The organism is Streptomyces violens (genome assembly GCF_000717745.1).
Taxonomy (GTDB): Bacteria; Actinomycetota; Actinomycetes; order Streptomycetales; family Streptomycetaceae; genus Streptomyces; species Streptomyces violens.
This window is the reverse complement of record NZ_JOBH01000001.1, coordinates 682412-694090: the sequence shown is the minus strand read 5'-3', so window position 1 is coordinate 694090 and position 11679 is coordinate 682412. Positions and strand designations below refer to the sequence as shown.

At 73.2% G+C, this 11679-nt stretch carries 10 protein-coding genes and 1 other RNA gene; 9 read left to right on the top strand and 2 right to left on the bottom strand.

The genetic code is table 11. The annotated features are described in order from the left end of the window. The first annotated feature begins 18 nt into the window (after window positions 1-18). Both smpB and ssrA read left to right on the top strand, forming a co-directional pair. Window positions 19-534 carry an SsrA-binding protein SmpB gene (gene smpB / locus IF04_RS0103075; RefSeq protein ID WP_030250378.1) on the top strand — a complete coding sequence of 172 codons (516 nt, stop codon included), beginning with the start codon at window positions 19-21 and terminating at the stop codon, window positions 532-534. A 142-nt stretch (window positions 535-676) separates the two neighbouring features. Beyond that, window positions 677-1047: a transfer-messenger RNA gene (ssrA, locus tag IF04_RS36895) on the top strand. A 71-nt stretch (window positions 1048-1118) separates the two neighbouring features. Here ssrA and IF04_RS0103070 read toward each other — a convergent pair. Continuing rightward, entirely contained in the window at window positions 1119-2387 is a 1269-nt protein-coding gene (locus IF04_RS0103070; RefSeq protein WP_030250375.1) for an MFS transporter, read from the bottom strand. Between the two features lie 129 nt (window positions 2388-2516). On the opposite strand from IF04_RS0103070, the gene IF04_RS0103065 reads away from it, so the two are divergent. From IF04_RS0103065 to IF04_RS0103035, 7 genes are all read left to right on the top strand, one after another. Next, window positions 2517-3485, top strand: coding sequence for a LysR family transcriptional regulator (locus IF04_RS0103065; protein WP_030250373.1), 969 nt, complete (start codon window positions 2517-2519; stop codon window positions 3483-3485). A 146-nt stretch (window positions 3486-3631) separates the two neighbouring features. After that, entirely contained in the window at window positions 3632-4993 is a 1362-nt protein-coding gene (locus IF04_RS0103060) for a nitrate/nitrite transporter (RefSeq protein ID WP_030250371.1), read from the top strand. A gap of 215 nt (window positions 4994-5208) precedes the next feature. Continuing rightward, a complete protein-coding gene (locus tag IF04_RS0103055; RefSeq protein WP_030250368.1) occupies window positions 5209-6405 on the top strand; it encodes a uroporphyrinogen-III synthase in 1197 nt (398 codons plus the stop codon). A 121-nt stretch (window positions 6406-6526) separates the two neighbouring features. Beyond that, a complete protein-coding gene (locus IF04_RS0103050; RefSeq protein WP_037957989.1) occupies window positions 6527-7120 on the top strand; it encodes a CGNR zinc finger domain-containing protein in 594 nt (197 codons plus the stop codon). 200 nt (window positions 7121-7320) lie between these two features. After that, complete coding sequence (locus IF04_RS0103045; RefSeq protein ID WP_245654258.1) at window positions 7321-7809, top strand: sigma-70 family RNA polymerase sigma factor; 489 nt, start codon at window positions 7321-7323, stop codon at window positions 7807-7809. After that, window positions 7806-8567 carry a zf-HC2 domain-containing protein gene (locus IF04_RS0103040; protein WP_030250361.1) on the top strand — a complete coding sequence of 254 codons (762 nt, stop codon included), beginning with the start codon at window positions 7806-7808 and terminating at the stop codon, window positions 8565-8567. Before IF04_RS0103045 ends, IF04_RS0103040 begins: the two co-directional genes overlap by 4 nt. Window positions 8568-8656: 89 nt before the next feature. After that, entirely contained in the window at window positions 8657-11101 is a 2445-nt protein-coding gene (locus IF04_RS0103035; protein ID WP_030250358.1) for a HelD family protein, read from the top strand. Window positions 11102-11327: 226 nt separating this feature from the next. Here IF04_RS0103035 and IF04_RS0103030 read toward each other — a convergent pair whose 3' ends face one another. Continuing rightward, window positions 11328-11534, bottom strand: coding sequence for a cold-shock protein (locus IF04_RS0103030; protein ID WP_030250355.1), 207 nt, complete (start codon window positions 11532-11534; stop codon window positions 11328-11330). Between the last annotated feature and the right edge of the window lie 145 nt (window positions 11535-11679).

The following is an 11679-nucleotide window of genomic DNA, read 5'->3' as shown; positions in this document are numbered from 1 at the left end:
TGCGAAAATGGCCGCACTATGGCTAAGGCGAACGCGAAGACGAAGGCGAAGCGGCAGGCCGCGGAGGCCGGGCGCAAGCTCATTGCGCAGCACAAGAAGGCGCGGCACGACTACCTCATCATCGACACCTACGAGTGCGGCCTCGTGCTCTCGGGCACGGAGGTGAAGTCGCTGCGGCAGGGGCGGGCTTCGCTCGTGGACGGCTTCGTGCAGATCGACGGCGGCGAGGCGTGGCTGCACAACGTGCACATCCCCGAGTACGCGCAGGGCACGTGGACGAACCACGCGGCGCGCCGCAAGCGGAAGCTGCTGCTGCACCGCGAGGAGATCGACAAGCTGGCCTCGAAGTCCCAGGAGACGGGCCACACGATCGTCCCGCTCCAGCTGTACTTCCTGAAGGGGCGCGCGAAGGTCGAGATCGCGCTGGCCAAGGGCAAGAAGGAGTACGACAAGCGGCAGACCCTGCGCGAGCAGCAGGACCGTCGCGAGGCAGACCGGGCGATCTCGGCGGTGCGCCGGCGGCAGCGGGCCTGACCTGCGCGGAAGCCCCGGCGAACGCCCCCTGGGAATATGCTGGCACGGTGCCACGTTGTTCCCGTACGATGGCACATGTACCTCGCAGGACGGGGTGCACGGACTCCGCGCAAGCGGCGGTTCACATTTGAAAAATCAACATGGGGATGATCGGTTTCGACAGCGGATGTCGAAGCAGGGGAAGCGAGCCGAGGAAGCGGCAATGATCTCGTTAACCATATGTCGCAACCAATAATCGCCAACACCAAGCGCGATTCCTTCGCCCTCGCTGCCTAAGTAGCGACCTGCGAAGTGTCAGCCCGGGGATGATCCCGACCCGGATCCTGGCATCAGCTAGGGGTCTTATCCACTGAGCCCGGTCACGGGGTTCTGTGGAGACATCAAACAGTGACTGAGCCCGTCGGAGACTTGTCCGCGTGATCTCCGGGGCTGAGAAAATCGCAGCGGACTGCGCTCGGAGAAGCCCTGATTCTGCACCGTTGGACGCGGGTTCGATTCCCGCCATCTCCACCGAACGGAGGCCCCGGCCTCCGGACATCCCATGTGGGCAGGAGCCCCGCCGCCGTCAGGCAGCGGGGCTTCTGTCATTTCCGGGCCCATGGCCGCCGCCCCAGGAGCGTCACGCCCAGCGCGAGCGCCGCGGCGGCTGCCGGCACCGCGTATCCGGAGCCGTCCGGGCCCAGCTGGTCCGTGGCCCAGCCGCCCGCCGCCGAGCCGGCCGCGATGCCGGCCAGCAGCGCGGTCACGGCGAGCGTCAGGCCCTCGTTGACCTGGCCGGCGGGCGTCAGGGCCTGTACCCGGCCCATGCCGGTGACCATGGTCGGCGCGGTCGCCATCCCGGCGACGAGCAGGACGCCCGCCAGCACCGCGAGGCTGCCGCTCGCCGCCCCGAGGAGCGGCAGCAGCATCAGGACCGCAATGGCCGCCACACAGCCCGTGAAGCGCGCCGAGGGCCGCCCGGCGGGCGGCAGCAGCCCGTACAGCAGGCCCGCGGCGCACGACCCGGCCGCCTGCAGCGCCAGGATGCCGCCCGCCGCCGCCCGCACCCCGTGCCCGTCGGCGAAGCCGATCGTGACGACCTCCAGGGAGCCGAACACCGCGCCCGTGCAGAGGAAGGTCAGCAGGAGCGGCGGCAGACCGGGGCGGCGCAACGGAGAGCGGGCGCTGTCCTTACGGGCCGCGGGCGGCGGCTCCGTACGGCGCTGCGAGGCGAACAGCAGTACCCCGGTCAGCAGCAGCACGGCCCCGGTGAGCGTGCCCGCCTCCGGGAACAGCGCCGTGCACAGGAAGGCCGCGAGCACCGGGCCGAGCATGAAGCACACCTCGTCCGCCGCCTGTTCGAAGGAGTTGGCGGTGTGCAGGGCGCGCGGGTCGGTGCGGAAGAGATGCGCCCAGCGGGCGCGGGACATGCCGCCGGTGTTGGGCGTGGTGGCCGTGCAGAGGTACGCGGCGAAGAGTGTCCAGGCGGGCGCGTCGAGCCGTACGCACAGCACGAGGGCGAGCGAGCCGGCCACCGCGAGCAGCGTGGCGGGCGGCGCGACCCTGGCCTGCCCGTACCGGTCGACCAGCCGCGCGGTCCACGGCGCGACGACGGCGGTCGCGGCGAGCCCCATGGCGGTCACGGCCCCGGCCAGCGCGTACGAGCCGCGCGACCCGGCGATCATCAGTACCGCGCTGACGCTGAACATCCCCATGGGGAGCCGCGCCATCAGGTTGGCCGCGGTGAAGGCCCGGGTGCCGGGCACGGCGAAGATCCGGGCGTACGGGCGGAGGAACGGCAGGCGTACCGGGCGCCGGGGGCGGGCGGGAACGGGCGGGGCGGTCACGGGCCGGGCGGCGAGGAAGAGGATCACCCCTTTACGGTCGGGCCAGCGGCCCCGGACCGTCCAACACCTGTTCCCCACGCATTCACCGCTTCCCGTTGTCAATCCGTTGTCCCCCGGGCCGCCGTCCCGCCACTTCACCTTTGTCACCATGGGCGCGTGCCCCACGACATAGAGCCGCGACTGCTGCGGGCCTTCACGGCCGTCGCCGACGAGCTGCACTTCACCCGTGCCGCCGCCCGTCTGTACGTCGCCCAGCAGGCCCTCAGCCGGGACATCCGCCGCCTGGAGCGGGACCTCGGCACCGTGCTGTTCCTGCGCACCACCCGCCAGGTGCGCCTCACCCCCGAAGGCGAGCGGCTGCTCCCGTATGCGCAGCGCGTGCTGGCCGCGCACGACGAGCTGTCCGCGGCGTTCCACGAAGGCGCGGGGCACGAGCGCCCGCTGCTCGTCGACGTCGGCGCGCCCGTGGGCACCGCGCACCGGGTACTGGAGCGGGCCCGGGCGGCGGCGCCCGGCCTGGAGTTCGTCGCGCGCTTCCACAGCGGCCTGACCGGCGCCGCCGAAGGGCTGCTGGCGGGCGGCCTGGACGTGTCCTTCGGGCGGATCGCGGGGCTGCCGCGGGGAGTGCGGACCCGGCTGGCCCACCACCCGGTGCGGTACGAGCCGATGGCCGTCCTGCTGCCCGCGGAGCACCCGCTGGCCGCCCGCGCGGCCGTGCCCGTGGACGCGCTCGCGGGGGAGACGCTGTACACGGGGGCGGGCAACGCGCACACCGCGGAGTGGACCGCCCTGGCGGCGCGCCTTTTCGAAGGGCGCGGCATTCAGGCGGCCGCGCCGTACCCGGAGATCGACGGCCCGGCCGAATTCCTCCGCGTCGTACGGAAGCGCGGCTGGTCCGTACTGGCCAGCGTCGAGTTCATCGAAGCGCCCGGGATGGTGCTGCGGCCCCTCGTGGACCCCGTACCGCTGTCCCCGGTGTCGGTGGTCTGGCGCCGGGGGCTGCGCCACCCGGGGCTGGACGCGCTGCTGGCCGCGGCGCGCGAGCTGGGCAAGGAGGGCGGATGGCTGGCTCGCCCCGAGGGCGCCTGGCTGCCGCCCGAGGACGCCCGGCTGATGGCGGCGTGAGCGCCGCGCAGCGTGCTCCGGCCGGCACTCACCGTGCCCCGCGGCCCCGGGTGAGCGCGATATTGCGTCGGTGACACCTGGCGGCACCGCGGCGAAACGCGCCGTCCCTAGCTTCGGACCGGGAGACCCGAGAGCTGGGAGGCGCGATGACAGCGGCACGCAAGGGCAAGCGGTGGATCGAGGAGTGGGACCCCGAGGACGAGGCGTTCTGGGCGGCCAAGGGGGAGCGGATCGCGCGGCGGAACCTGTGGTTCTCCGTGCTGTCCGAGCACATCGGGTTCTCGGTGTGGAGCCTGTGGTCGGTGATGGTCCTGTTCATGGGGCCCGAGTACGGGCTGGACCCGGCGGACAAGTTCTTCCTGGTGGCCGTGCCGACGCTGGTCGGCGGCGTGCTGCGGGTGCCGTACACCTTCGCGGTGGCGAAGTTCGGGGGCCGGAACTGGACGATCATCAGCGCGCTGATGCTGCTGGTGCCGACCATCGCCGCGTGGATGGTGATGGAGCCGGGGACGTCGTACCTCACGTTCATCCTGGTGGCAGCGCTCACGGGGGTCGGCGGGGGGAACTTCGCCTCGTCGATGACCAACATCAACTCCTTCTACCCGCTCCGGAAGAAGGGCTGGGCGCTCGGGCTGAACGCCGGCGGCGGGAACATCGGTGTACCGGTGATTCAGCTGGTGGGGCTGCTGGTCATCGGGACGGCGGGCGCCGCCTCGCCGCACATCGTGCTGGGGATCTACATCCCGCTCGCGGTGGTCTCCGCGGTGCTCTGCGCGCTGTTCATGGACAATCTCGCGCCGGTGAAGAACGACACGGGTGCCGCCAAGGACGCGGCCCGCGACCCGCACACCTGGATCATGTCGGTGCTGTACATCGGGACGTTCGGGTCGTTCATCGGGTACAGCTTCGCCTTCGGGCTCGTCCTGCAGAACCAGTTCGCGCAGACGCCGCTGCAGGCGGCCTCGCTCACGTTCATCGGGCCGCTGCTCGGCTCGCTGATCCGGCCCGTGGGCGGCAAGCTCGCCGACCGCTTCGGTGGCGCGCGCATCAGCCTGTGGAACTACGCCGCGATGGGTGCCGCGACCCTCGTCGTGATCTACGCGTCGGCGCAGAAGTCGCTGCCGGTCTTTCTCGTCGGGTTCATCGCGCTGTTCGTGCTGAGCGGGCTGGGCAACGGGTCGACGTTCAAGATGATTCCGGGGATCTTCCAGGCGAAGGCGGTACGCAAGGGGCTGACCGGTGAGGCGGCCGCTTCGTACGGGCGGCGGCTCTCGGGGGCCTCGATGGGGCTGATCGGCGCGGTCGGCGCGCTCGGCGGGCTGGCCATCAACCTGGCGTTCCGGCAGGCGTTCATGACCGCGGGCTCCGGTACCCCCGCCTTCGTGTCCTTCCTCGTCTTCTACGCCCTGTGCCTGGCCGTGACCTGGGCCGTATACCTCCGGCGCCCGGCACCGGAGCCGCACGCGCGCACCGAAGAGGCGCAGCGCCCGGCATACGCGGAGGTGTGATCCGCCGCACCCGAGGAGTGGCCCCGGCGGGAACGTCCGGGGCCTCTCGGGCGTAACACTGGGGAAATAACGGTGAACCCGGGTCGTCACGGACCCTTGGCAGCATCAGCAGCAAGTCCGGTCTGCCGGTCCGCCCCGGGACGGGCGGCCGGCCCGGTGAGGCCAGGCCGCCGTTGAGCCGGCGCACAACACTGCGAAGCGGGACGAGAGCCACTATGCACGACGGACAGCGAAACGAACTGCGGGACGAGAGCGGGCCGCGTCAGCAGGGCGGCGAGCGGGGCGGCGGGCTGCCGCTGGCCGGGTTCACGGTCGGGGTGACCGCGGCCCGCCGCGCCGCCGAGCTCGGCACGCTGCTGGAGCGCCGTGGCGCCGAGGTCGTGCACGCGCCCGCGCTGCGCATCGTGCCGCTCACCGACGACGCCGAGCTGCTGGCCGCCACCAAGCAGCTCATCGACGACGCGCCGGACATCGTCGTGGCCACCACCGCCATCGGCTTCCGCGGCTGGGTGGAGGCCGCCGAGGGCTGGGGCCTGGGCACGGCGCTGCTGGAGCGGCTGGGCGGCGTCCAGCTGCTCGCCCGCGGCCCGAAGGTGCGCGGCGCGATCCGCGCGGCGGGCCTCACCGAGGAGTGGTCGCCCGCCTCGGAGTCCATGGCCGAGGTGCTGGACCGGCTGCTGGAGGAGGGCGTGGCCGGCAAGCGGCTCGCGGTCCAGCTGCACGGCGAGCCGTTGCCCGGCTTCGTGGAGTCGCTGCGCGCCGCGGGCGCAGAGGTGGTCGGCGTCCCGGTCTACCGCTGGATGCCGCCGGAGGACATCGGCCCGGTCGACCGCCTCCTGGACGGCATCCTCGCGCGCACGGTGGACGCCGTGACGTTCACCAGCGCCCCGGCCGCCGCTTCGCTGCTGCGCCGCGCCGAGGAGCGGGGCGTCCAGGGCGAGGTGCTGGACGCGCTGCGGCACGACGTACTGCCCGCGTGCGTCGGCCCGGTGACCGCGCTGCCCCTGGAGAACCACGAGATCGCCACGGTCCAGCCGGAGCGCTTCCGGCTGGGCCCGCTCGTGCAGCTCCTCTGCCACGAACTGCCCGGCCGCGTCCGCCCGTTGCCGGTCGCCGGGCGCCGCGTGGAGATCCGCGGGCACGCGGTCCTCATCGACGGCGAGCTGCGGCCCGTGCCGCCCGCCGGGATGTCGCTGCTGCGCGCGCTGGCCAAGCGGCCCGGCTGGGTGGTCTCGCGCGGCGAGCTGCTGCGGGCGCTGCCCGGCGCGGGCCGCGACGAGCACGCGGTGGAGACCGCGATGGCCCGGCTGCGGGTCGCGCTGGGCGCGCCGAAGCTGATCCAGACGGTGGTCAAGCGCGGCTACCGGCTGTCCCTCGATCCGCACGCGGAGACGAAGTACGCGGACGCGTAAGGGCGTTGGCCGCCCGCCGGCCGGAGAATGCCCGCGCGCGAGGACGGTACCGAGGCTTCCGGCCGGGCGCCGGGCCGGGCACTCTGGAGGGAGACGTTGTCCCCGAAGGAGTGACAGGCACATGGCGGCCCCTTACGACCTGCGGTTCGACTGCGGGCGGATCTGCCTGGACCTGGTGGCCACGGCCGGCGAGCCGCCGGCCGAACGGCTCCTCGGCCCCGACCACTTGCGGGCCTGGCTCATCGGCGCGGGCGTCGTCCCGCGCAGTACCGCGCTCGACGCCGTCGACGGCAGCTGGGTCGCGCGCTTCCGGGCGCTGCGCGAACTGCTGCGGCGCATCGTGCACGACGAGATCCGCGGCCGGGCGGCCGACCGCGACCTGGCGCTGCTCAACGCCACCGCCGAGGCCCCGCCCCCGCCCGAGCGAGCCGTACGCGGCGTGGACGGCGTACTGGAGCGCCGCCCGGCGCGCCCGCCGGACTGTGCCGGGCTGATGTCCGCGGTCGCCCGGGACGCCGTCGGGCTGCTGACCGACGCGGTGGCCCGCGGCCGGCTGCGGCAGTGCGAGGGCGAGGCGTGCTCGCGGATCTACCTGGACACCTCGCGCGGGCGCCGGCGGCGCTGGTGCTCCAGCGAGGTGTGCGGCAACCGCGAGCGGGTGGCCCGCCACCGCCGCCGCGCCACCCTCGGCCCCGCCTCCCGCGTCACGGGCTGAACACCGGAGCCGCCACTCGCTGAACACCGGAGCCGCCACTCGCTGAACACCGGATTCGTCACCCGCTGAACACCGGAGCCCCCGCGTCCGTACTCCCCTGGGCCGGCCCGCATGAAAGGGCTGTCCGTACTGTCGACCGGGGAGTGGCGTTGCGCAAGGATGCCGTCGTGGCCGACCGGACGACGCCCGACGAAGAGCTCATGCGGGCCCTGTACGAGGAGCACGCGGGACCGCTCCTCGCATTCGTCCTGCGGCTCGTGGCCGGCGACCGGCACCGCGCCGAGGACGTCGTACAGGAGACCCTGCTGCGCGCCTGGCGCAACGCCGACCAGCTCCAGCGCGCGACCGGCTCCGTCCGCCCCTGGCTGGTCACCGTGGCCCGCCGGATCGTCATCGACGGGCACCGCAGCCGCCAGGCCCGCCCCCAGGAGGTGGACGCCGCGCCCCTGGAGACGCTGCCCGCCGCCGACGAGATCGACCGCGCGCTGCGCCTGATGACGATCTCCGAGGCGCTGGCCGACCTCAGCCCGGCGCACCGGGAGGCCCTGATCGAGACGTACTTCAGGGGACGTACGGTCAATGAGGCGGCGGAGGTGCTGCGGGTACCGCCCGGGACCGTACGGTCGCGGGTCTTCTACGCGCTGCGCTCCTTGAAGCTCTCGCTGGAAGAACGAGGAGTGACGGCGTGAACCGGCCCCATCCGCCCGCCGAGCCGGCGGACCACACCGATGTCGGCGCCTACGCACTCGGCGTCCTGGACGCCGCCGACGCCGCCCGTTTCGAGGAGCACCTCGCGGGCTGCGACCGCTGCGCCGCCGAGCTGGACGGCCTGCTGGGCATGGGGCCGGTGCTGGCGGACCTCGCCGACGACGGTACGGGCGGCCCGCCGTCCGAGGCCACGCTCGCCCCGACGCCCTCCCGGCGCGTCCTGAGCGGTCTGCTGGGCGAGGTCACCGCGGCCCGGCGGCGCCGCCGCGGCCGCCGCCTCGCGCTCGTCGCGGCGGCCGCCGCGCTGATCGTCGGCGGGCCGCTCGCCACCCTGGCCGTCACCGGGGACGAGCCTCGGCCGCCGCGGCAGATCGCGAGCCCGGCCGAGCAGATGTACGACAGCGGTGGCCGCAAGCACACCGCGGTCGACCCGGTCACCAAGGTCACCGCGGGCGTGACGATGGCCGACCGGCCCTGGGGCACCTCCGTCGCCCTCCGCCTCGGCAACGTCAAGGGCCCGCTGAGCTGCTCCCTCATCGCGATCGGCAAGGACGGCGAACGGCAGACGGTCACCACCTGGGCGGTGCCCTACGGCGGGTACGGCATCGAGGGCGGCAGTACGAAGTGGAGCAGGCAGCCGCTGTACACCAATGGCGGCGCCGCCATGCACCGCGCCGAGATCGACCGCTTCGAAATCCGCACCCTGGACGGCGAGCGGCTGGCCGCCGTCGACGTGTGACCGGCTCTTTCGCGTGCCTCACAGGTGCGCCCGCGACCTGCTTCGCGTACGGTTGACGGCTGCCCTACGCACAGCAGAAGGGGGCCTGGGTGGCCGCGCAGAACGCCACGCACGCGCCGGAGAACTCCACGCACGCGCCGGATTCCGTAGTACCCGAAAGCGACGGCGACTCCGTACGCGACCGCGAGATCGCGGGCGAGCAGTCGCACCTGGACCGGGTGTACCGGCGCCTCGAGGAGAAGATCGACGAGGCGCAGTTCCTGATGGCCGACGCTGCCAAGCGCGGCCAGGTCGGCACGCCCGGCGCGCTCGCCGAGCGGGACGCGCAGGTCTTCCAGGCCGGTGTCCATCTGCACCGCCTCAACTCCGAGTACGAGGACTTCCTCTTCGGCCGCATCGACCTGCTCCTGGGCAAGGACGGCAAGCGGGGCCCGGACGGCGCGTACACCTCCGTCGAGCCCGCCGACGGCGCGATCAGCGAGGACAACCGCGCGGAGATCGCCGAGACGCTGCACATCGGCCGCCTCGGCGTGCTGGACGCGGACTACTCGCCGCTGGTCATCGACTGGCGGGCACCGGCCGCCGCGCCGTTCTACCGGGCCACGCCGGTCTCCCCGGGCCGCGTCGTGCGCCGCCGCGTCATCCGCTCCAAGGGCCGCCGCGTCCTGGGCGTCGAGGACGACCTGATGCGCCCGGAGGTCACCGCCACCCTGGACGGCCAGGAGCTCCCGGCGATCGGCGACGGCGCGCTGATGGCGGCCCTCGGCCGGGCCCGCAGCCACTCCATGCGCGACATCGTCGCCTCCATCCAGGCCGAGCAGGACATGGTGATCCGGGCGCCCGCCGCCTCCGTCACCGAGGTCGAGGGCGGCCCCGGTACGGGCAAGACCGCGGTCGCCCTGCACCGCGCCGCCTACCTGCTCTACCAGGACCGGCGCCGCTACGCGGGCGGCATCCTCATCGTCTCGCCCACCCCGCTGCTGGTCGCCTACACCGAGGGCGTGCTGCCCTCGCTCGGCGAGGAGGGCCAGGTCGCCATCCGCGCGCTGGGCTCCCTCGTGGAGGGCGCGGAGGCCACGGCCTACGACCCGCCCGAGGTGGCCCGTATCAAGGGCTCCTCGCGGATGGTGAAGGTACTGCGCAAGGCGGCCAGGGGCGCCCTGGAGCTGTCCGCCGGCGCCGCTCCGGCCGCGGAGCCGGACGGCCAGCTCGCCTTCGGCGCCTTTGACGACGAGGGGGACACGGAGGACACCGCCCCGGCCGTACCCACCGACCGCCTCCGCGTCGTCGCCTTCGGGGCCCGCATCGAGCTGGACGCCGCCGAGCTGCGCCGCATCCGGCAGGCCGTGCTCGGCGGCACCGCGCCGGTCAACCTGCTGCGCCCGCGCGCCCGCCGGCTGATCCTGGACGCGCTGTGGGCGAAGACCGGCGGGGACCGCCGCTACAGCGATCCGGAGCTGGCCGCAGAGGCGCGCTCCGGCTTCGACGAGGACATCACCACCGAGCAGGACTTCGCCGACTTCCTGGACGCCTGGTGGCCGGAGCTGACCCCGCGCCGGGTGCTGGCCGCCATGACCGACGAGAAGCTGCTGGGCCGCTGGTCGCGCCGGGTGCTGCAGAACCGCGAGGTACGGAAGCTGGCCCGCTCGCTGAGCCGGCTGGACGCGCGGGGCCAGGGCCCGCTGTCCGTCCACGACGTCGCGCTCCTGGACGAGCTGCAGCTCATCCTCGGCGCCCCGGCACGCCCGGCCCGGCCCCGCGAGGCCGACCCGCTGGACCAGCTCACCGGCCTGGAGGAGCTGACCACCTTTGCGGACCGTAATTCCTCGGGGCGCAGCCGCCGCGAGCGGCTCGCGGAGGAGCGTACGGACTATGCGCACGTCATCGTCGACGAGGCGCAGGACCTCACGCCCATGCAGTGGCGGATGGTCGGGCGCCGCGGCCGGCACGCCACGTGGACCGTGGTGGGCGACCCGGCGCAGTCCTCGTGGTCGGACCCGGACGAGGCGGGCGAGGCACGGGACGAGGCGCTGGGCACCCGCCCGCGCCGCCGCTTCACCCTCACCGTGAACTACCGCAACCCGGCCGAGGTCGCCGAGCTGGCGTCCCGGGTGCTGGCGCTGGCCATGCCGGGCATGATCGCGCCGGAGGCGGTGCGCTCCACGGGCCTGCGGCCGCGGTTCGCCGTGGCGGGGGACCGGCTGGGCGATTCCGTACGGGAGGAGGCGCGCCGGCTGCTGGCCGAGGTGGACGGCACGGTCGGCGTGGTCGTCGCGATGGACCGGCGCGAGGAGGCCCGCGGCTGGCTCGCGGACCTGGGCGACCGCGTGGTGGCACTGGGCTCGCTGGAGGCCAAGGGCCTGGAGTACGACGCGACGCTGGTGGTCTCGCCCGCCGAGATCGCGGACGAGTCGCCGGCCGGGCTGCGCGTGCTGTACGTGGCGCTGACCCGGGCCACGCAGCGGCTGACGGTGGTCTCCGGGGCCCGCGACGAGCCGGACGCGGACGGGGTGCCGGACCTGCTGCGGGACTGAGCGGTACGGGCGGCCGTGGACGGGGCTACTGAAGACATCCCCCGCGACGGGAATCGCATATGGGGTTGGTTTGTTAGCCTGTAGGTGGCACCGGCCCGATCCAAGCCCCCGGGCCCAACCATCGTCGCTACGAGCGACCACTTGCCGCGAGGCGAGCATGGCGGGTCGGTGTCACTCAACTTCATCAGGAGGCGTCACGGGAGCTCCCGTGACGCCTCCGCTGCGTTCATCCGATGACGCGGACCTGTTCCGCCTGCGGTCCCTTGCGGCCCTGGGCGATCTCGAACTCCACCCGCTGGGTGTCCTCCAGATTGCGGAAGCCGTCGCCACTGATCGAGCTGTAGTGGACGAAGACGTCCGGTCCTCCGTCCTCCTGCGCGATGAATCCGTAACCCTTCTCGGAGTTGAACCACTTCACGGTGCCCTGAGCCATATTGCCCGTCCTTGCGTGTCTTTGGGGTGCTGCGCGCCAGATACTAAGGGCGGTACGGCAGATTTCCTCCCCATTCAGGCCGTTTTTCAGGCAAAGGAGTGGGGGGTTCCGCCGAGCTGACTAGCTCTCGTATGGTGGAAGTGCC

Bases quoted from the DNA above. Each gene is read 5' to 3' on its own strand.
- IF04_RS0103055 (WP_030250368.1), top strand. From the start codon at position 5,209: ATGCACGACGGACAGCGAAACGAACTGCGGGACGAGAGCGGGCCGCGT.
- smpB (WP_030250378.1), top strand. From the start codon at position 19: ATGGCTAAGGCGAACGCGAAGACGAAGGCGAAGCGGCAGGCCGCGGAG.
- IF04_RS0103060 (WP_030250371.1), top strand. From the start codon at position 3,632: ATGACAGCGGCACGCAAGGGCAAGCGGTGGATCGAGGAGTGGGACCCC.
- IF04_RS0103045 (WP_245654258.1), top strand. From the start codon at position 7,321: ATGCGGGCCCTGTACGAGGAGCACGCGGGACCGCTCCTCGCATTCGTC.
- IF04_RS0103050 (WP_037957989.1), top strand. From the start codon at position 6,527: ATGGCGGCCCCTTACGACCTGCGGTTCGACTGCGGGCGGATCTGCCTG.
- IF04_RS0103030 (WP_030250355.1), bottom strand. From the start codon at position 11,534: ATGGCTCAGGGCACCGTGAAGTGGTTCAACTCCGAGAAGGGTTACGGA.